Here is a 20,171-nt window from a genome sequence, read left to right as displayed (position 1 = left end):
TTTCATATACTGTAGAGAAGATGTTAATGAGGGGGAACTTATATGTTTACGAAGGTTTTACCGTATGGTACTGTCCATATTGCTGACCAGATTGTTGCATTAATTGCGTCACTGGCTATTGTAGAAGTAGAAGGGGTTGCTGGTACGGTTGCTGATTTTAAGGATGAAATGATTCGAGTTGTAAATAAAAAGACAAGACAGAAAGGGATACTTATAGAAAAGGGTGAATTCGAAGAGATATCAATTGAAATGAAGGTTGCCCTTTATTATGGGGTAGACATTGTGGAGACATGTAAGCAGGTTCAAGCCGCTGTAAAACATGAAATTGAGTCAATGACAGGAATCACTGTAAATGCGGTTCATGTTAAGGTAGAACAAATCAAAGTAAAAACGCATGAGTGATCATGCGTTTTCTTTTTTGAAATTCTTTTTAAGAAATCTTTTGTAACTCTTGACTCACACGTTTTAATAGGTCTTGACTTTTAGATAAGACATTCTTAGGGAAATTTTCCCCTTCACCATATTCAACACCGTGTGGATAATAGTGCTTTCCTAATAATGGTGTTAGTAGCTTAATGGAAGCTTCGTGTTTCCCAATATCACCTTCTACAGCATACCCTTGAATACGAAGGTAGTAAACTTCTTTTGCTTCTAATACTTCGATTTTATAATCATAAGTAACACGTTCATAATCCCATTGACCTGCACGGACAAAACCAACTTCATCCATAACATCATCAAGTAAGTGTAATTCTGCAACTACATTTTCAATTCCTGTATTTTCAAACTTCATTATGTATCCCTCCTCAAAAACTATCCAAAACTATAATATAATTAAAAACGATAACATGCAATGTATTGTACACTTTTTAGTTGACGAATTTATGACGCTTTTAAAGATTTGGTTGGATTTCTGATAATAAAATTAAATATTTATGAGCTACAAAAACTGTCTTAAATGCTTCTTGAGTATCTAAGTACTTTTTTGAAGCTGGGAATAACATCATGCATGTCTCCCTGAAAATTCGTTTATACTAATGCATAGCATAACTCAAAAATGATTCAGTTATGCTAGAGCCATTAATCGATTAGGGGGTATTATTATGCAAACTGTACGTGATGTAATGACGACAAATGTTGAATATTGTACTCCATTAGACAATGTTTATGAAGTAGCTGTAAAAATGAAGGATTTAAATGTTGGGGCTATCCCAATTTTAGAAGATGAAAAATTAATTGGGATGATTACTGACCGCGATTTAGTTATAAGAGGTTATGCTGAGAAACGTTCTGGATCTTTCGAAGTTTCAGGAGTTATGAGTTCAGATTTAACTACCATTAAACCTGATACCACTCTTGAAGAAGCGTCAAGAATTATGTCTGAAAAACAAATAAGAAGACTCCCTGTCGTTGAAAATGGTCATCTTGTTGGTATTGTGGCATTAGGAGACCTAGCTGTAAATCAAATGTCTGATGAGAGTGCAGGTCATGCATTATCTGAAATTTCGGAGCCGGCTCATCCTGCTCATTAATTTCGGTTTACGTTCTTAAAACATGTAAGAAGCACATTAGTTCAATGCTAGTGTGCTTTTTACATGTGTTTAAAATTTTCATCATTAATTCTAGCAAAATTTCAATAGAGGTAAATTCTATTAAAAAATCTAGTAGTTTTATGAATATTTACATTTTTACTTAATATAATGTGAAAAAGGTAATCAAAGGAGAGGGACAAATTGAGAAGAATCAGCCTTATTCTTTCGGTCATATTACTTATATCTTTTTTCACATTATTTTCTCAATGGAACTCTAGTAAAGAGGGAATTGAGCAGAGGGTTCAAGTTGTGGAAACGAGTACAGATGATGCTTCCACTATTCCAATAAGCTCAAATGCTAATCCAATTCAGGAAGAAATCAAGTATAGTGGGATTCATACTTTTATTGGATTATCGGGTGAAGAAATAATAAATAAATGGGGAGAACCTGAAAGAATTGATCCTTCAGCCTATGATTATGTATGGTGGATTTATAAGCTGAACGAACAATCTTATATTCAGGTCGGAATGTTAGAAAATAAAGTAGTTACATTATATGGGATAGGTGCTGACCTAAATATCGATCCTTTTTATATCGGACAGCCTTATCAGGAGATTGTTAAGGAATTTCCTGTTTCTGATACATACTCCTTTCAAGTAGATAATAACACTTATCGTTTTGAATTATCAGAGAGTGAGCAGCATGTTAGACCATTGATACAACTAGGTGATGTATGGGCACAATTATACGTCGACCAATTTACTAACAAACTGTCTAGTATTCGTTATATGGATGCCATGACGTTAGTGAAGCAAAGACCTTATGAGTTGATTTACAGAGGTGAATTAATAGATTCTAGAGAGCTTAGTAAAGAAGAATGGCTTGCAGTTGAAAAAGGAAGTGCACAGCAAATTATTGACATTACGAATATGATTAGAGGTAGACATGAATTGAAATCTGTTAAATGGCATGAAGAAACATCCCAAGTAGCTCTTTTGCATAGTAGAGATATGATGGAAAATAGCTATTTTTCTCATGATTCGCCAACTAAAGGTGGCTTAGCTGATCGGTTGGAAAAAGGACAAATCAAATATCATCTTGCAGGTGAAAATATAGCGGCAAAATATGTAGATGGAATTGCGGCTGTAGAAGGTTGGTTGAATAGTGAAGGACATCGTGAAACCTTACTTAATGAGAAGTTTACTCATCTAGGTGTAGGTGTTTATGAAAAGTACTATACACAAAATTTCATCAGTACTTGGGATCCAAAATAACAAGATCTTTTGCTCTTGTTATTTTGGATTTTCTTTATATCGATAAAAAATAAATTGATCCTTTTCCCAATAGCCGTAACAAGTGACGGATGTTCCAGCTAAGAATGATGGTGTGGTGCTGGCCAAAGGGGAGGTTCTAACCGCTTTATATCGTTTATAATTCTCGTCAACGAGCAGAAGCGTCGTCACCGATACTGAATGATCTCGTACAAAGGTTCTGGTTTTAACTGTAACTTCATGTATGACCCCAGTTAGTAAAGCTTCTTCCTTAATCTTATCAAGTGTTAAATACTCTTCATATTTCCTTCTACGTTCTTTGATTGTCACGATCAGGAAATAAAGAAAGATCAATGGAATGACAATTGCGGCAACCATATTATTGATTCTTTCTAGGAATTATAAAGAAGCTAGCTGTAGAGTGTGCGATTAGGACCCCATCATCCCTTAACACTCTACCTTCACATACGATCGTTTTAGTCCCTTTATGAATGATAGAGGCGACACATTTGAATTCTTTCCCAATCCCAGGTGCAACATAATTAATTTTAATTTCTGAAGTAACAGCAAAAACATCACTCGGTAGTATTCTATGTACTAATGTTCCCATTGCTGAATCAATAAGTGTTGCAGTAATACCACCATGAACAATATCTAATGAATTTTGGATAATTGGATTTGCTGGGATTACCATTTCAAGCTTTTGTTCGGTCTCATGATAAGTGCTTTTTGCCCTTAGAAGTCCACCTAAGTAAGACCCGTTGCTACCCTCTTGCTTCCGCTTTAAGCCATCAAGGATAAGCTTTAATACTCGTTCCTCCTCTTCAGTGGCTTTTTCCAAAAAGTTATGTAAATCGTTTTGAATTTGAGCTTTTTGATCCATTCATTCACAACCTCTCTTACGATGTTTTTACTCTATTATTTTACCATAACAATTTTTATGGGGCATAAAAATGGGCGAACCATATTAGCTAATTTTCCTACAATATATTGTAGGCATATGTATCGATAGCTTGAAATTGAGGTGATCATAAATGAGTAAAAAAACATTACACCCTTCTATTCAAAAGTTTAAACAATTCGTGAAAAATCATCCTAAGCTTGTTATGGAAGTAAAAAAAGAAAATAAAACATGGCAAGAGCTATATGAAGAATGGTATTTATTGGGTGAAGAAGATACTGTGTGGAAGCAGTATAAGGGAGACGGCGAAAATTCAACGAGCGATGAGGAACAGTCAAAACCTAAGTCAGACTTTATGAATACAATCTTAAACGCAGTCAAAGGAATGGATTACAATCAAGTACAGCAACATATGTCAAGCTTTGGTGAAGCTATAAATAATATTCAGCAATTGATCGGTCAATTTAAAGGTTCTACTAACCAACCATCAAACAATCAGCCACAACAAAATCAACCTTTCTTCTTCAATAAGGATTAGGTGATTTCCACAATGAGACAAGAAATTATTAATATGATTCGATCAAATGAAGAGTATAGAAGATATATAAGAGAACAACCTTTTTGGTATCGAAAGTTAAGTCGTAATCCTGAGAGTTTAAATGAATTTCACTTATCATCAAAGGAATATTACAAGCAAACGATACCTCATAAAGTGGCAAACTTTTCACAACAATTGCAAATGGCTTCCATGATGATTAATATGTTTCAGGTTATGAGAGAAAATGACTAATAGCGGATGATTTGAAAAGTAATCATCCGCTAAAGTTATAACCATTCAAAAAATTCATGCGTATATTTCTCCTTTCTTGCAAACAATATGTAAGAAAAGGAGTGAGACTTGTGAAAACAATGCTAATGTTGTTCTCTTTATTACTCATAACAGCTTGTGGAACTGATGATCCTAAGCCACCAGAAGCTTCTTTACAGGATGTACAGGAGGTTAGTGTAAGCACCTCTGGTCTGGCAGTGGAAGCAGCGGCAACGGCTACAATAGATGAGCAAAATGTGACAATCAGACATAAGGTTAAAGACAAAAATGTATATGTAGAGGTTGTTATTCCTGGATTTAATTTTAGTTCAGCTGATGATAAGAAAAAGGTAGATGGAGAAGGCTTTATACACCTCTATTTAAATGGAAAAAAAGTAGATGAAATTCATCAAGCTGCCTTTATAGTCAAAGGTCTACCAGCAGGAGAACACCAGATAAAAATAGAACTTGTTCATAATGATTCAACAAGTTATGGAATTGAAGAAGAATTTAAGGTTTCCGTTCAATAGACGATAACCATACCTAATTAAAAATGAACCTATTCCAATTTTTAGGTTCATTTTCCTTTTCCAAAACTTAATTCGTTTTCTCCTTGCACTGTTTCATGGTATGATAGTAAACGGTAGGAGGTGTCGCTATGCTTTCAACTTTAGAAAGAGTTGAGCTAATTGAAGAGGCAGAATCTCTAGCACGTTTGATCATACAATCAGAAGTAGCAGAGCATTATCGTCATTGCTTATATATATTAAATAACGATCAAGAAGCACAGGACTTAATCAATAGATTTGTGAAAATAAAGGAACGCTATGAGGAAGTTCAAAGGTTTGGGAAATATCATCCAGATTACCAAGAGGTTATGATGGAAACAAGGCACTTAAAGAGAGAGATTGATTTACATCCTTCTGTCTATGCATTTAAGAAGGCTGAGAACCAACTTCAAGAACTGTTAGATGAAATCAGTGTTTTGGTTGGGCAAGCAGTCTCAGAATATATAAAAGTACCGACCGGTAACCCATTTTTTGATTCTATGTCATGTAGTGGCGGCTGTGGCTCTGGAGGGAGCTGTGGTTGTAGTAAGTAGCTATAAGGAAAGCCTTATAGCTTTTTTTATTTTCCATTGTTTGATCATCCATCAGGTTTTAAGCCTTATACAGTCATTACATAGGTTGCCACAGCAAAACATTTTCTCTTGTGGAACAAAAAAGCGATGCCTATATACAAACTGAGTTGGTTCTTGTCTAACAAATACGGTTTCAGTGTGAAGTCGTTTTCCCTTCATGACTTCTGCAGAGGTTTTTCTTATACACAACTCAACTTCATCCTTAGTTAAATCAGCTGCACTTTCTATATAAATAAAAGGGATGCCTGAAAAATTTTTCTTTCTCACAAGAATTATACGTGGGTGTAGCGTTACACGATCGAGGAACTCACGCCAAATTAGGTCAAGATCCATATGCTTTTCCTTTCTTTGATTAAGATTTTTGTAATCCGTTATGGCGATAAAGATAGATGGGTTAGAGCTTTTCTTAAAAATCATAATATTTAGGTAGAGAAGACATTGCTTGTCAAACATATTTCATGCTAGACTAGATTTTAACTAGATACATTAAAGGGGAAGAATAGGATGTTTGAACAACGGCAAGGAATTGTAATTTGGTTACATCACTTAAAACAAATTAAAAACTTACGTCGTTTTGGAAACATTCACTATGTTTCCAAACGATTAAAATATTGTGTACTTTATTGTAATATGGAAGATACCGAGCAAATTATAAAAAAGCTACAAGCATTACCCTTTGTTAAAACAGTGGAACCTTCCTATAAACCATTTCTGAAAATGGAATATGAAAACTCAAAGCCAGACAAAGCAAAGGAATATGATTACAAGGTAGGCATTTAATTAGCTGATGGTAAGAGATAAGTGTTGGCTCTTACTAGGCTTACAGAAGTGAACAAGGAATCAGAATGAAAATAAAATATAGTTAATTAGTCAATAAGGCTCGCTATTTTATAGCGAGCCTTATTCTTTATTATGAAGATTCCTTTTAACCTTATGGTAAGACGCACCTTTTGCTCATAATTAACTTTATGATAGCGGAGGTAAAATATGATGAAGTCTTAAAATACCAGTGAGGTATTGATAATAGAGCTCTTTTTCAGAAAAAGCTGTAGATGGTTTTATTTTAAATGTAATAATGGGATTTTCTAGATCCTTACTTAGAGTTTCAAAAATGGAAAATCTTTGGCTTGGTTTATTTGGATTAACCGGGATTCCTTCCCTGCATATGTAGATAGGTTGAAATTTTCCTACTTCGGCTGGATGTAAAACAATAGCTACCGAAGTGACTGGTTTATCATCCTTAATTGTATGTAAAGAGAGAAGATGCTTAAGGCGATGTTTATTGGATGTGGCAATCTCTAGTAACTCGTAGAGATCCGAATATCCTTCACCTAATTCTATAAATCGTTGAATCATGTTTACTAACTTCCTTTCAAATATCTATTCAGTTTCCTATTCTATCATACATGATATAGTCTTATTATGCAGCCTCGCTTGTATTTGATTGGGGAACAAAAGAGTGACGGAATAGTGTAGTCTTTATAGAGATGATTACTTATCTTAATCCACAAAAAAAAATCCCTGCAGTTCTTTCGTTCTGCAGGGTCCTTCTATTCCCAAAAAGCAAGCTTTAAGAGTAAGAAGGCAAAGGGAGAGGAGAAACCGGAGGAAGAACTTATGGGGAAACGTAAGTCTTCTCCGCGGTTGGCAACAACATCACGCATAAGGATGTTGTTACTATTAAGTATGACCAAATGAGTTATCGCTATACATTTTGTCAATAATTAATTACTCAACTTTCGCACACTGAAATAGGCAGGTAGACCTTGATATAGTTAGGCAAGCCTGCAATCCATTGTTGTAGTTGACTTTGTATTAACTTCTGTATTTTGCTATTACTTTCTTTCAGGACGTCTTGAAGAAGCTCGAGTAGCTGTCCAAGTGCAACAGACCAATCAAGATCACTGATTTCATCACAAAGATCATAAAATAGCCCGCCTAACGTTCTTTGATCTGTGCTACAGCGGTTCTGCCAAGAGAGTACGATGTATCTAGTAAATACAATCGTGGTATGACAAATTAAGGAGTCATATGAACGACCTTGAAACTCCTTTTGTAGCTTTAATAATGATTTTGTTGTTTTGAAAAAGACTTCGATGTCCCAGCGCATACCGTAAATTCGAATAATTTCTTGTTCACTTAATGTGCAATCTGTGCTTATAATGGCTAACCATTCACTCTTTTTATTACGGTTACGTACAAAGACAATTTTGACTGGAACCCCATTCGCTTGCGTGGTATGAATGGAGCGAAGTATTCCTTTCTTTCCTTGAATAGGAGAAGCTAACTGATAAAGCTCTTTCAAACTAACCTTTTTATCACGTATTAGATAACGTTGCTTCAAGTTTTTTACCATGCCAATGACATCAAGACCTTGATCCTTGATTTCTTTAATAAGCGGTTGATGTGTAAACCAAGTATCCATTAACACATAAGAGGCTTCTATACCTGTTTTCATGGCACGTTTAATCATCGATGGAATTTGTTCAGGTGCAGATTGTAAAGCTTCTAAACGACGCTTATATCCAGAACTGCGTTTATCAATTTTATCTGAAATTCCATTAATGACACTGTTTTTGGAGCTCAATAAAGAGAAGTCTACAGGCATAAACGTTGTACCATCAGACCACCCAAGAGTAAGCATACGAAACCCTTTGTAAAAACGCATTTTTTGAGAAGCATGGTCAAAGCACCGTGCTAGTAGTTCAACCGATTTACTACGATTTTTGTCAAAGGAAGAATCGTCTAGAATCAATACTTTGACACGCTCATGATCCGTTAGTTTGCTTACCTTCTCAATCGAGTCAATGCTTAATAGAAGTAGAAACCTTCTCCAAGAATAAGTAGAGCGGTTTAAGAAGCGGTAGACCGCATCTTTGGCTGGAATTTCGGCAGACTTCCTGCTTTCGAGTGTACGAAACCAGTTTTTGTTTTCAAAGATCAAGCAGAAAATAAGTTGAAATAAATAAGCACAGGTAAAGCCAAACGATTTGGTAATTCCAGCTTTTCTAAGATGTTTCATTACTTGTAATTCTTTAAAAGTAGATTTAATTTCATTTGGTAGTTGCTTAGATTGGTCATGATTCGCTATCATATAGAGGACACCTCTTCTGTATGGTTTTGTGATTCTAGTCAAATCAACTATACCAAACAGATGGGTGTTTTTTCATGTAAACTTTTCATGTCAAGGAAAGTATTCCAATGGTTTCAGCAACTACTGCTGATTAAACTTATTAAACTTTTATCGATGCGAAAGTTGAGTTAATTAGAATTGTTTTTCTTTTATTACAAATATGTTAGGATAATGGTGTTTAACTTAAATGAGTAGAAATTAAGGGTTGTGAATGAACATGAGAGTGGTATCTGGAACGTGTAAAGGTCACCCATTAAAGGCAGTGTCAGGTCAATCAACCAGGCCGACCACTGATAAAGTCAAAGAATCAATTTTTAATATTATTGGGCCCTACTTTGATGGGGGTTTAGGACTTGATTTATTTGGTGGTAGTGGAGGCTTAGGAATTGAGGCACTTAGTAGAGGTGTAGAAAAAGTTATATTTGTAGATATTGATCAGAAGGCTATTCAAACGATTAAGCAGAATGTAGAAGCATGCCGTTTAAAGGAAAAGGTAGAAATCTATCGTAATGAGGCAGAAAAAGCTCTAAAGGCACTAATTAAGAGAGAATTAAGTTTTGATATTATCTTTTTAGATCCACCATATCATAAACAAAAGCTGGAAGCGCTTATTTCGATTATTGATAGCAACAGCTTAATTAATCCGGGAGGGAAAATTGTCGTTGAGCATACTACAGAGGTAGAAATGCCAGAAAAAATCGGAAAATTGAACCTCATTCGATTTGAAAAGTACGGGATTACGGCAATTTCAATCTATGAATTATCTGAAGATGATATGGAGTCAGAAGGGGGGCCATTACTTGTCTAAAACTGCAGTTTGTCCAGGGAGTTTCGATCCTGTTACACTTGGACATCTAGATATAATCAAAAGAGGAGCAAGTGTGTTTGAAAAGGTGTATGTTTGCGTACTTAACAACTCCTCTAAACAACCATTGTTTACGGTGGAAGAAAGAATAGAGCTTTTAAAGGAGGTTACTAAGGACATCCCGAATGTCGAGGTTGACTCTTTCAAAGGACTACTAATTGATTACGCTGCGAGTAAAAATGCAAAGGTTGTCCTAAGAGGGCTACGTGCCGTATCAGATTTTGAATATGAAATGCAGATTACGGCTATGAACAGAAAATTAAATGAGGATATCGAGACATTATTTATGATGACCAATAGTCAATATTCTTTTTTAAGCTCATCTATTGTAAAAGAAGCAGCCAAGTATCAAGGGAATATATCTGACCTCGTTCCAGAAGCAGTAGATCGCGAATTAAAGAAGAAATTTAATAAAATCTAAAGTTGGATTATGTTTTATCTCAGGATTGGAATAGACGGACAAACTTCCGCTTATTTTACTTTCGCTTGTAATAATTAAGAACAGACTTCTTATAGTAGAGGTGTTGGGTTTTTAGTTGGTTTCATTAGTGACCCGTATAATCAGAGTGAAAAGCGAAAATCAGGACGTCTAAGTGTTCATTTAATTGAAGGTTTAACTTTATAAAGAAGATAAAAAAGGGTTTAGGGGAGATGCTCCTCTAAACCCTTTTCCATGTGATTTAAATAACAGCACTATTTCATTTTTTGGTTTTGTTTAGCACTTAGACTACAAAGCAGAAAGCGGGTTTTTTACCTTTGCAATAATCTTTTACCGATGATTATCGTATAAACACATAAAGATAACAAAGTGAACAATGGTCCGTAATAAGCCATGTAACTCCATATGGTATGACTGTATGATGCCGAATCTTCAAGCCATCTCATAACAGGAATGGTCGCTCCGCTATCAAAGGCCTGAAGGTTAACATATAGTGGCTTCCATAATAAAAAGGCAAATACACTGGCAAAGAAGCCGTGAAAGATTCTAGCAATAAAAAATGGTTTAAAGCGGATATCTGTTTCAGATAAGATACTAGCTACCTGAGCTTGAACAGAAAAACCACAAAAGGCTAGAATGAAGCTAACAATGATCGCTTTCTCTAAAAGCCCAGCATTTGCATCACTTGTCAAATCACTTCCAAGTGTGATTTCAAACAATCCCGAAATTAGCGGGACACTTAGCTCGGTGGAAAGATGGAATGTTTGTAAAATTAAAGCAAGAAGCATACCAAAAAGGTCTGTTATATGTACTAACGATAATAGACGGTTTAAAACAGAAAAAAGAATGATAAAGCCACCAATCATTAATAAGGTTTGTATCGATGAACTAACAGCATCGCCAAGCATTTTTCCGAGTGGTCGTTTCTCTTCTAATCTTGTTCGGTGTAATACCCGAAATGCTTCTAATAAAGAAAATCCCTTCCGTTCTTCATCAGATCTACTAGTTTTTTCAGAGTGACCATGAAACCTCATCAAGAAGCCTACACAAATATTTCCTAGATAATGTGAGAGTGCTAAAAGAATTCCGATTTTGGGATTGCCAAAGAAACCAACTGCTACTGCCCCGAATATAAACAGTGGATTAGAAGAGTTGGTGAAGGAAACAAGCCGTTCTGCTTCAATTGCAGTTAATTGCTTCTCCTGTCGTAACCTAGCTGTGAATTTTGCTCCAGCAGGGAATCCAGAGGCCATTCCCATTGCCCAAACAAATCCGCCAACCCCTGGGACACGGAATAGAGGCCTCATGATGGGCTCTAATATGACTCCAATAAAGCTAACAACTCCAAAACCAATTAGAAGCTCTGAAACAATAAAAAAAGGAAGCAGGGAAGGAAATACGATTGTCCACCACATTTCTAAACCATCTTTAGAGGCAGCAAATGAGGCCTTCGGAAATGTTATTAAGGCGATGGCCATTAAAGTAATAAATGATGATAGTAAAACTGTTTTCATTCTTGGAAAATTCAATGTAATGCCTCCTATATAAGACTTCTAAATAATTGTTAGGATGAGTATGAATGTAGGAAGTAAAGATTACACAAAAAAGTTGTCCACCAATAGTATCAATATACGTTATCAGGTGACCTATTTAGACCATAAGAATGTGATTAAATGTTTGAAGAATATCAAATTAAGGTACAGGCACCTGGTTGGATTGAATCAGTGGCGAAGAAATTCATAAACAGAACATGAAAAAATATACTGGAGATGATATGCTTGAGGCAACCAAAGATTGGTTTAGCACTTGGCTCTGGGGGTGCACGAGGGTTTGCACATCTTGGTGTGATTAAAGTGTTATTAGACCATAATATCCCTATAGATTATATTGCAGGAAGTAGTATGGGAGCCCTAATTGGAAGCTTCTATGGGGCAGGACATGGTATTGAACGCCTATATAATCTTGCAATAGCATTTCAAAGAAAGTATTATCTGGATTTTACAGTACCCAAGATGGGATTTATAGCGGGAAACCGGGTAAAGGAACTGATAAGGATCTTTACGCATGGGAAAAACATAGAAGAGTTAAATATTCCATTAGCAATTGTCGCAACTGACCTTTTAAAAGGAGAGAGAGTAGTGTTTCGAGAGGGGTCAGTTACTGATGCCGTTAGGGCTAGTATCTCAATTCCTGGAATCTTTGTTCCAGAAAAGAAGGACGATAAAATACTAGTAGATGGCGGAGTTATTGATCGTCTACCTGTTTCTGTTGCAAGGGACATGGGGGCCGACTTAATCATTGCGGTTGATGTAAACGAAGGGAAAATGATTGAGGAAATTTCGACTATATTTGATGTAATTATGCAAAGTATAGACTTAATGCAGGATGAGCTTGTAAAATATGTCGTTAATGATTCAGACATCACTATTAAGCCAAAGGTTGGAGTTTTTAGTGCAAGGGCATTTACCAATATTGAAGAAATTATTAAAATGGGAGAAGATGAAACAAAAAATATGCTACCAGCGATAAAAGAAATGATTCAAAAGTGGAAGGAGTCAAATGGTGAGTAAGCAAAAAAAAATTGTACTTTTTATTTTAGCAACAGTTCTTGTCATACTTTTAAATACAATAAAGCTTCCCTACTATTTAAATATGCCAGGAGATGCCTATGAGCTTTCTCCAATTATTAAGGTCGAAGGTGGAGACGAGTCCGAAGGTAAATTCATGATGACGACAGTTGGAGTAAGTCGAGGGAAAATTAATATTCTTACATATGTATGGGCAAAAGTTGCCCCATATTACGATCTAATCCCTGCTGAAAACATGCGAGTAGAGGGCGAAACGGATGATGAGTATTTTTACAGACAGCTACATATGATGGATATGTCTCAAAATGTTGCCATTGCTGTTGCCTATGAAAAGGCTCAAAAACAAATTAACTATCAATATAATGGTGTCTTTGTTATGAGTCTTATTGAAGGCATGGATGCAAGGAACAAGCTAGAGGTAGGTGACCGGATTTTTGAGGTTGAAGGGGAACCTCTTTTAAATTCTGAACAATTTATTGAGTACGTTGGCAATTTGAAGGAGGGTGATCAAATTAAACTCTCTTTTGAACGTGATGGCTCAATTTTGAATGAGTCCATTACACTGAGTCCTTTTCCTACAGAACCCAGTAAAGTAGGGGTTGGCATATCCCTAGTCACGGACCGAGATATTGACGTGGATCCTGAAGTGTTTATTGATACAGAGACGGTCGGGGGTCCATCAGCTGGTCTGATGTTTACATTGGAAATTTATGATCAACTTGTAGAGAACGATTTGACAAAAGGCTACCAGATTGCTGGAACAGGGACGATTAACTATGAAGGAGTTGTTGGGCCAATTGGTGGAATTACCCATAAGGTAGTGGCTGCTGATAAAGCGGGTGCCGAGTTCTTTTTTGCTCCAAACGAAAATGGCGAAGTAGATTCAAATTATAACGAAGCAGTCAAGACCGCAATTGAACTCGATACTGATATGGAAATTATACCAGTGGACACCTTATCGGATGCTCTTGAATTTTTAGAATCTCTAGAAGAAAAATAAATGATTAACGTGGATCCATTAGGAATCCACGTTTTTTTGTCTTGTTGGTATCTTAGAGATTACTAACTATACTGCTGCTATTGGCTGTTATATTGAATCGGTGGAGTTGCATACTCAGCTTGTATATAATCTGACCGTAACGGTTCAGGTAAAACCATGCTATAGGTTTGAGCAGCTTTAATATCTAGTTGGAGCTGTTCATCTGAAAAACTTGAAAGCTTTGAGATAATTGGTAATTTGATCTCTTTTTTATTCTGCCGTAAAAATGCTCGACCAGTTTGACTCATTCCTAATAGACGAATATAAGAGGCGCTTTGATTCTGTGAAGCAGTTTTCATAACCTCTTTAGTTGTATTGGTTAAAAGATGTGTACACGCGCGTTGAAGCCTTGTCCAAGTATATCTTTTTGTTTTGAGGGCTTCCATGAATTCAATAAAACTTGTTGTATATTTAATCTTCGAGACGATACGATTATGCAAACCTTCTTCCATCTCATAAATGTTTTCTAATTCGTCAACTGATGAGGAAAGCACTTTATATTTTAGTAGTTGAAAATAATCTTCCCATTGATGAAATTGTTTGAATTCCTTTTTATATCTGAGCAAGCCTGAATACGTAGTTTCTGGAAAATATCCTTTCACATCATCAAGATCACTTGTGTGTGAAAATAAAGCTTTCCGAATACTAGTTGCACTTGCGATAGTAGGAGATTGAAAATGTTCATCATGATAGTTAGCTCCAGTTCTTGTGATTGTTTTAGGAATGAGCTTAGCTTGTTGATCAAAAATAGCCTTTACATAGTGAAAGCCTAATATATTATTCGGGAGACTTAAATCCACTATATTGTCTCTAAGTTCTAGCTTTTGAAAAGCTTTAGCTGCTGAGGTCGGATAACTATTTCCTTCCTTCATGAACAAGTGGAGATATTCCTCGAATTCAGATTTTTTATCATTCATAGCTTGCACGGTTTGAACAAATGAATCAATGTTCCCTGATTCACTACCAAAGCAAACCTCGTCTACTCCGAGGCCTTCAAGGATAGAGATAGCCCCACTCGCAAATATTTCTGCCTTCTGAGTGGCAAACGCATATGGAAGTTCAATGACAAGATCAACGCCTGCTTGCAATGCCAAATTTGTCCGCATCCACTTAGATACGAGAGCAGGTTCCCCGCGTTGCAGGAAATTACCACTCATGACAGCTACTATACATTCTGCATTTGTGACTTTTTTAGTTTGCTGAAGATGAAATAAATGACCATTGTGAAATGGATTGTATTCAACAATTACCCCGGCTGATTTCATTATTTAAAGCTCCTTTCAAAATAATCAGTTTTACCTTATGTTTAATCAATAAATTGTTTAACTATGGAAGCTCGTAATAAAAACTGGACAAGTGGATCATCAATCTCATTACGAAGACAAAAAAAATTGCTATAATAGTCATTAGTAATTATTTTCTGATTCTAAATACTCTTTTAAGAAATACTTAAAAATAAGCTGTGTTAAAGTACAGTGTTGATTTTTAGCAGAGTTGATTGAAGTGGAAGGACACGAGACTCCTGTGGGAGAAGCGTGGTGAAGGAGACCCCGCAGGCGGTAACGCCGAGGAGGCTCCCGAACCCGCCCACGGAAAGCGAGTGTCCTGGAACGGAAATCAACAACAAACTTTAACAGAGCATAAAAAAAAAGAGTAAGAAAAACGAGCGATTGGCATATTAAAGAAAAACATGATAAAGTGTGAAGAGTAGCTAAAAAGATTTGAATATTGTTTCTTTCATTTATGTAAAATAGCCTATAAAATCAAGACTTTTATTGGTATTGAGTGAACACTTGATGGTAGATTTCTATTTTAAGTATAGTGTAAAGAAAAAATATTGACAATTCTATTATACAAAGCTATAATTACCTTTGTTGCCTTGAGGTGATCATTTGTGAAATGGCATGTACATCAGTTAAAAAAATTTCAGCATAAACCACTTTTGATAGATGAAACGGTTGATGCAAGCGAACTGAAAAGAATTAATCACGAAATTAGAAACGTCTCTCCAGTAATTGTTACTGGTAAAGTAGATGTTAGTAGTGATAAAGCAACCTTTCATTTGGAACTAAAAGGAACACTCGTGTTACCTTGTTCGAGAACGTTAGTAGATGTTGAATTACCTTTTGACATTACTACAACGGAACACTTCCTCCTTCAACCGGTAGACTACGAGGTTGATGAGGAATTTCATAAGCCAGAAGGTGATGTGGTTGATTTACTTCCTGTGATTATGGAAAATATCCTTCTTGAAATTCCAATGCAAGTGTTTGCAGAGAACCCGAACAAAGAAGAAAGTGCTCCACAGTCTGGTAAGGATTGGCAAGTTATAACCGAACTAGAAAAGGAAGAAAAAGTTGATCCACGCTTAGCTGGATTAGCGAAATTTTTTAAAGAAGATAAGTAATAGTTCATTTTTTAAGGAGGTGGGAAGAATGGCTGTACCTTTTAGAAGAACATCTAAAACTGCAAAGAGAAAGCGCCGTACACATTTCAAGTTAGAAATTCCTGGAATGGTGGCTTGCCCTAACTGTGGTGAGATGAAATTAGCTCACCGTGTATGTAAAGAGTGTGGAACATACAAAGGGAAAGATGTTGTAAACAAATAATAAACTCCGAGACCGTACTTTAAATAAGTACGGTTTTTTATTTGTGGAGAAGAAAATTAAAAAAACTTCCGGAAACAGGAGTGGCGTCTTTTGTAATAACATTATTAGGCCGTTTATTCAGAAAGGAGAGTACTTCGTGAATCAGACAAGTGTTGTAACTACAAGTAGTGGGATTGTTATTTTTAAGATTCATAGACCAGAGGTTAGAAATGCTATTAATTTTCAGGTTATGGATGATCTTCACCAAATTATAGATCATGTTAGTGAAGACTCTAGTTGCAAAGCGTTAGTAATTACTGGAGAGGGAGACCAATCCTTTTGTTCTGGAGGGGATTTATCGGTTTTCAAGGAACTACATACAGAAGAACAGGCATATGCTATGCTCTCAAAAATGGGTACTATTTTATATAAGCTAATGACATTAAATAAACCTACTTATGCACTGCTCAATGGTATTGCGATAGGGGGAGGACTTGAACTTGCTACTGCATGTGATTTTAGAATAGCTAGAAGTACTAGTAAATTTGGCTTTGTGCAAGGAAAGTTAGCGATTACAACTGGATGGGGTGGAGGAGCTTTTCTGTTTGAGAAGATTCCTTATGATATAGCGGCTGAACTACTGTTCTCTGCTACTATTTATACAGCAACTTGGGGGAAGTCCAAAGGTTTTATTCAGCACGTCTTGGAAGGACCAGACTGGGAAAAAGAAGGTGTTCAGTGGATTGAAGATATGTTATTATCCAGCGGTGCTTCTGTCCTCTCAGCTTATAAAGAAATTGCAATAAGAAAATGGCAAGCAAGCCAACTAGAGGACAGAGTTTTTCAGGAAATTAAACAGTGCGCAAAGCTCTGGGCTTTAGAAGAGCATCATGAAGCAGTTAATCGATTCTTGAAAAAGGAAAAATATTCACATTAAATATCAGAAATTTATAATAGTCTATACTATTCTATGTCTATCTTTTCTACTAGTTGCATATGTATGAATTAAAAAGTGACTAGGGGGGAATTGATCTTGAATACTGTACGTCAAGATGCATGGACACAGGATGAGGATTTATTTTTAGCAGAAGTAGTATTGCGCTATATTCGTGAAGGAGGGACACAATTAACTGCGTTTGAGGAAGTTGGAAGAAAGCTATCGCGTACCTCAGCAGCATGCGGTTTCCGGTGGAATTCATATGTTAGAAAGCAATATAAACAAGCAATTGAAATAGCTAAGAAGCAACGAAAAGAGTTGAAAAAAGAAGGACCGTCCACAAAAGCGACCACAAAGGATGTTACTGTACTACAAGAAAAGAACCATCCTACTCAATCTTTTTCACTATCAAACGTAATTGAGTATTTAAAAACCTATGAGCAATCAGAAGGTGAACAGCATGATCTTAAACAACAAAATCAATCTCTTCGAAATAAAGTGGAAAAGCTAGTAGAAGAAAAGAATAGTTTGTTAAAAGAAAAGCGGGAAGTGGAACAGCAATTGGAGCTAGTGAAAGAGGATTATAAGGCACTAATTGGTATTATGGATCGCGCTCGAAAAATGATGATGCTACAAGATGAAGATGATTCGAAGGTTAAATTTCAAATGGAACAAAACGGGAATCTCGAACGAGTAGAATAACAAATCGTTAAAAAACAGCTGGCAAAAGTCAGCTGTTTTTTGTTTTTTATTATTTTGTTAGTGAGCTTTCCGTTTCAGGGTTTGCTGTTAATTGATAAAACGAAGTCTCCCGTAAACTATTCACATGAAAATAGAGAGTTAAGGACGAGTCTGTTCCTTTACTCCAGTAGGATACCAAACAAGAGGATTTTCGCCTAAGTCTCTTTCCATGTCATACGTAACATTTGAAAAGCCCATTGCATTCCAAAACTCATTGGATTTAACTCTAGGGTTTGTCTTAATAGGTAACTGAAAGCTTTTTGCATATTCTACTAGAGCTCTTCCAAAACCTTTTTGCTGATAATCAGAAAGGACTTCAAGCTTCCAGAGTTCCAAATAATCTTGAGGAGGATCGAAATATTTATCAAACTTTTGATCAACACGATATAAGCTCATTCGTGCGACAAGCTTTTCTCCGAAGTATATTCCATAAAAAGGAGATTCACTATCATTTTCGATAATGTTTTCTTGGAGGTCTTCAAGCATAGAAAGTTCTTGAATTCCATATTCCTTAAATCTTTTAAATTCTTCTATCGTTTTGTAGTTGACCTGTAATTTTTCTACTTTAAAGGTTGTCATCATCAAAGCTCCCCCTTATAATCACTATCATTAAGAAAATTACTCCATTATCATTATAATACAATTATTAAAAAAATTCTTATGAAATTACGTAAGCGTTTTCAAAAGTAAAGAGGAATTATTCATTATGTACAGAAATAATAGTGGTAAGAGGTTTTAAATTCATTAGAGCAGATTTACTCGTTCTATTATATGTATTGATTTTTTTAGTAAGGAGGACCTTATAACAGAAAAAGGGGGCTGATAGCTTGAAAAAAATACTAATTGCTAACCGAGGGGAAATTGCTCTACGAATTATAAAAACATGTCAGAAGCTTGGAATTGAAACTGTGGCTGTATATTCAGAGGCAGATGCTACCATGCCTTATGTAAAAGAGGCCACCATTTCCCATTGTATCGGTGAACCACCCGTACAAAAGTCTTATTTAGATTCTAATAAAATCATTGAAGTTGCTCTTAAGGAACAGGTTGATGCAGTTCATCCCGGTTATGGGTTCTTGTCTGAAAACGCTTCCTTTGTAAGATTGTTAGAAAAGTATGGGATTGCGTTTATTGGTCCGGGTTCGTCGGTTATAGAAAAAATGGGTGATAAGATTTTGGCTAGACAAACAATGAAGAATGCAGGTGTTCCAGTTGTACCCGGTAGTGATGGTGGGTTAACTAGTCTTGAAGAGGTATGTGCAGTTGCAGAATCCATTGGCTACCCTGTTATGTTAAAGGCTAGTGCAGGTGGTGGTGGAGTTGGCATGCAAAAATGTGTTAGTGAAGAGAGTTTGAAAAAAGCATACCACTCTACTAAAGGTAGAGCAAAAGCGTATTTTGGTAATGATGAAGTATTCTTAGAGAAGTTTGTTGAAAACGCTCGGCATATAGAGGTGCAAATTTTTGGAGACAGTTTTGGAAATATCGTTCATCTGTATGAGCGAGATTGCTCGATTCAAAGAAGAAATCAAAAGGTAATTGAAGAGTCACCTAGCCCCTTTTTGCATAATGAATTAAGAGAAGAAATTTATGTAAAAGCGATCAATGCAGCAAAGGCAGTTAATTATGAAAACGCAGGAACAGTAGAATTTGTTATGGATGAAAAGGGCCAGTTCTATTTTTTAGAGATGAACACTAGATTACAAGTAGAGCATCCAGTTACAGAGATGATTACAAATCTAGATCTGGTTGAATGGCAGCTTTTAATTGCAATGGGGAAACCATTACCATTATTACAAGAGTCTTTAAAAAGACAAGGTCATGCGATTGAGTTTCGGTTATACGCTGAGCATCCGGAAACCTTTTTACCGTCCCCAGGTCTAATTAGTGACTTCTCTTATAGTAAAGAATTAGATGTAAGGGTTGATTTCGGATATACATCTAATTCGGTTGTTACTAGTTTTTATGATCCAATGCTTGCGAAGGTCATTGTTCATGGAAAAGACCGACAAGAAACGATTGTAAAAGCAAAAAAGTTTTTTTCCACACTTTCAATTGAGGGTATAAACCATAATGGTCCTTTATTTAACAGGATATTAGATGAAGAACAGTTTAACTTGGGGAATTACACCACTAATTATTTAGCAAAAAAATAATAACGAAAATATAGGGATGGAGGAAAGTAAA

Annotated in this window: 26 protein-coding genes; 17 read left to right on the top strand and 9 right to left on the bottom strand. The window is 35.9% G+C overall.

What is annotated here, in order from left to right; translation table 11 throughout:
• Positions 1-42 precede the first annotated feature (42 nt).
• Complete coding sequence (locus M1D60_RS14880; protein WP_456275619.1) at positions 43-402, top strand: Asp23/Gls24 family envelope stress response protein; 360 nt, start codon at positions 43-45, stop codon at positions 400-402.
• Positions 403-430: 28 nt separating this feature from the next.
• Here the strand turns inward: M1D60_RS14880 and M1D60_RS14875 are convergent, their stop codons facing one another.
• The gene (locus M1D60_RS14875; protein ID WP_456275618.1) at positions 431-793 is read right to left on the bottom strand and encodes a YugN family protein; all 363 of its coding nucleotides are present in this window, start codon (positions 791-793) and stop codon (positions 431-433) included.
• 310 nt (positions 794-1,103) lie between these two features.
• On the opposite strand from M1D60_RS14875, the gene M1D60_RS14870 reads away from it, so the two are divergent.
• Both M1D60_RS14870 and M1D60_RS14865 read left to right on the top strand, forming a co-directional pair.
• A complete protein-coding gene (locus M1D60_RS14870; protein ID WP_456275617.1) occupies positions 1,104-1,532 on the top strand; it encodes a CBS domain-containing protein in 429 nt (142 codons plus the stop codon).
• 201 nt (positions 1,533-1,733) lie between these two features.
• Positions 1,734-2,807: a CAP domain-containing protein gene (locus M1D60_RS14865; RefSeq protein WP_456275616.1), complete on the top strand. Its 1,074-nt coding sequence runs from the start codon at positions 1,734-1,736 to the stop codon at positions 2,805-2,807.
• Between the two features lie 18 nt (positions 2,808-2,825).
• Here M1D60_RS14865 and M1D60_RS14860 read toward each other — a convergent pair whose 3' ends face one another.
• Together M1D60_RS14860 and M1D60_RS14855 are read right to left on the bottom strand one after the other, a co-directional pair.
• A complete protein-coding gene (locus tag M1D60_RS14860) occupies positions 2,826-3,182 on the bottom strand; it encodes a hypothetical protein (protein WP_456275615.1) in 357 nt (118 codons plus the stop codon).
• A 1-nt stretch (position 3,183) separates the two neighbouring features.
• Positions 3,184-3,687, bottom strand: a complete 504-nt coding sequence (locus M1D60_RS14855) for a PaaI family thioesterase (protein ID WP_456275614.1) — start codon at positions 3,685-3,687, stop codon at positions 3,184-3,186.
• Between the two features lie 151 nt (positions 3,688-3,838).
• Between M1D60_RS14855 and ylbD the strand changes: the two genes are divergently transcribed.
• The 4 genes from ylbD (at position 3,839) to M1D60_RS14835 (ending at position 5,615) form a co-directional block, all read left to right on the top strand.
• Entirely contained in the window at positions 3,839-4,243 is a 405-nt protein-coding gene (ylbD, locus tag M1D60_RS14850; protein WP_456275613.1) for a spore coat protein YlbD, read from the top strand.
• 12 nt (positions 4,244-4,255) lie between these two features.
• Complete coding sequence (locus tag M1D60_RS14845) at positions 4,256-4,495, top strand: YlbE-like family protein (RefSeq protein WP_456275612.1); 240 nt, start codon at positions 4,256-4,258, stop codon at positions 4,493-4,495.
• A 110-nt stretch (positions 4,496-4,605) separates the two neighbouring features.
• Complete coding sequence (locus M1D60_RS14840) at positions 4,606-5,043, top strand: hypothetical protein (RefSeq protein ID WP_456275611.1); 438 nt, start codon at positions 4,606-4,608, stop codon at positions 5,041-5,043.
• Positions 5,044-5,171: 128 nt separating this feature from the next.
• A complete protein-coding gene (locus tag M1D60_RS14835; RefSeq protein WP_456275610.1) occupies positions 5,172-5,615 on the top strand; it encodes a YlbF family regulator in 444 nt (147 codons plus the stop codon).
• A gap of 51 nt (positions 5,616-5,666) precedes the next feature.
• Here M1D60_RS14835 and M1D60_RS14830 read toward each other — a convergent pair whose 3' ends face one another.
• On the bottom strand, positions 5,667-5,987 hold the full coding sequence (locus M1D60_RS14830) for a hypothetical protein (RefSeq protein ID WP_456275609.1): 321 nt from the start codon (positions 5,985-5,987) through the stop codon (positions 5,667-5,669).
• Between the two features lie 171 nt (positions 5,988-6,158).
• Here M1D60_RS14830 and M1D60_RS14825 point away from each other — a divergent pair, with 171 nt between their 5' ends.
• On the top strand, positions 6,159-6,434 hold the full coding sequence (locus M1D60_RS14825; protein WP_456275608.1) for a YlbG family protein: 276 nt from the start codon (positions 6,159-6,161) through the stop codon (positions 6,432-6,434).
• Positions 6,435-6,620: 186 nt separating this feature from the next.
• Here M1D60_RS14825 and M1D60_RS14820 read toward each other — a convergent pair whose 3' ends face one another.
• Positions 6,621-7,010: a DUF7147 family protein gene (locus M1D60_RS14820; protein ID WP_456275607.1), complete on the bottom strand. Its 390-nt coding sequence runs from the start codon at positions 7,008-7,010 to the stop codon at positions 6,621-6,623.
• A gap of 376 nt (positions 7,011-7,386) precedes the next feature.
• Positions 7,387-8,748, bottom strand: a complete 1,362-nt coding sequence (locus M1D60_RS14815) for an IS4 family transposase (protein WP_456275606.1) — start codon at positions 8,746-8,748, stop codon at positions 7,387-7,389.
• A gap of 256 nt (positions 8,749-9,004) precedes the next feature.
• Here M1D60_RS14815 and rsmD point away from each other — a divergent pair, with 256 nt between their 5' ends.
• Entirely contained in the window at positions 9,005-9,595 is a 591-nt protein-coding gene (gene rsmD, locus M1D60_RS14810) for a 16S rRNA (guanine(966)-N(2))-methyltransferase RsmD (RefSeq protein WP_456279460.1), read from the top strand.
• Positions 9,588-10,073: a pantetheine-phosphate adenylyltransferase gene (gene coaD / locus M1D60_RS14805; RefSeq protein ID WP_456275605.1), complete on the top strand. Its 486-nt coding sequence runs from the start codon at positions 9,588-9,590 to the stop codon at positions 10,071-10,073. The genes rsmD and coaD overlap by 8 nt, the downstream gene beginning before the upstream one ends.
• A 329-nt stretch (positions 10,074-10,402) precedes the next feature.
• Here the strand turns inward: coaD and ylbJ are convergent, their stop codons facing one another.
• Entirely contained in the window at positions 10,403-11,605 is a 1,203-nt protein-coding gene (gene ylbJ, locus M1D60_RS14800; protein WP_456279459.1) for a sporulation integral membrane protein YlbJ, read from the bottom strand.
• A gap of 264 nt (positions 11,606-11,869) precedes the next feature.
• Here ylbJ and M1D60_RS14795 point away from each other — a divergent pair, with 264 nt between their 5' ends.
• Together M1D60_RS14795 and M1D60_RS14790 are read left to right on the top strand one after the other, a co-directional pair.
• On the top strand, positions 11,870-12,661 hold the full coding sequence (locus tag M1D60_RS14795; protein WP_456275604.1) for a patatin-like phospholipase family protein: 792 nt from the start codon (positions 11,870-11,872) through the stop codon (positions 12,659-12,661).
• Positions 12,651-13,679, top strand: a complete 1,029-nt coding sequence (locus M1D60_RS14790) for a SepM family pheromone-processing serine protease (RefSeq protein ID WP_456275603.1) — start codon at positions 12,651-12,653, stop codon at positions 13,677-13,679. The genes M1D60_RS14795 and M1D60_RS14790 overlap by 11 nt, the downstream gene beginning before the upstream one ends.
• 77 nt (positions 13,680-13,756) lie before the next feature.
• Here the strand turns inward: M1D60_RS14790 and M1D60_RS14785 are convergent, their stop codons facing one another.
• Complete coding sequence (locus M1D60_RS14785) at positions 13,757-14,983, bottom strand: nucleotidyltransferase (protein ID WP_456275602.1); 1,227 nt, start codon at positions 14,981-14,983, stop codon at positions 13,757-13,759.
• Between the two features lie 629 nt (positions 14,984-15,612).
• Here M1D60_RS14785 and M1D60_RS14780 point away from each other — a divergent pair.
• From M1D60_RS14780 to M1D60_RS14765, 4 genes are all read left to right on the top strand, one after another.
• Positions 15,613-16,125, top strand: a complete 513-nt coding sequence (locus M1D60_RS14780; RefSeq protein ID WP_456275601.1) for a YceD family protein — start codon at positions 15,613-15,615, stop codon at positions 16,123-16,125.
• A gap of 28 nt (positions 16,126-16,153) precedes the next feature.
• Positions 16,154-16,327 (top strand): 50S ribosomal protein L32, encoded by a 174-nt coding sequence (gene rpmF, locus M1D60_RS14775; protein WP_163176875.1) that lies wholly within the window; start codon positions 16,154-16,156, stop codon positions 16,325-16,327.
• 136 nt (positions 16,328-16,463) lie between these two features.
• Complete coding sequence (locus M1D60_RS14770; RefSeq protein WP_456275600.1) at positions 16,464-17,243, top strand: enoyl-CoA hydratase/isomerase family protein; 780 nt, start codon at positions 16,464-16,466, stop codon at positions 17,241-17,243.
• A gap of 96 nt (positions 17,244-17,339) precedes the next feature.
• On the top strand, positions 17,340-17,945 hold the full coding sequence (locus M1D60_RS14765) for an RsfA family transcriptional regulator (protein WP_456275599.1): 606 nt from the start codon (positions 17,340-17,342) through the stop codon (positions 17,943-17,945).
• 138 nt (positions 17,946-18,083) lie between these two features.
• Here M1D60_RS14765 and M1D60_RS14760 read toward each other — a convergent pair whose 3' ends face one another.
• Positions 18,084-18,563, bottom strand: coding sequence for an N-acetyltransferase (locus M1D60_RS14760; RefSeq protein ID WP_456279457.1), 480 nt, complete (start codon positions 18,561-18,563; stop codon positions 18,084-18,086).
• Between the two features lie 248 nt (positions 18,564-18,811).
• Between M1D60_RS14760 and M1D60_RS14755 the strand changes: the two genes are divergently transcribed.
• Positions 18,812-20,140, top strand: coding sequence for an acetyl-CoA carboxylase biotin carboxylase subunit (locus tag M1D60_RS14755; RefSeq protein ID WP_456275598.1), 1,329 nt, complete (start codon positions 18,812-18,814; stop codon positions 20,138-20,140).
• Positions 20,141-20,171: the final 31 nt, after the last annotated feature.

The organism is Bacillus sp. AK128 (genome assembly GCF_053903075.1).
This window is presented reverse-complemented; position numbering and strand designations above follow the sequence as displayed.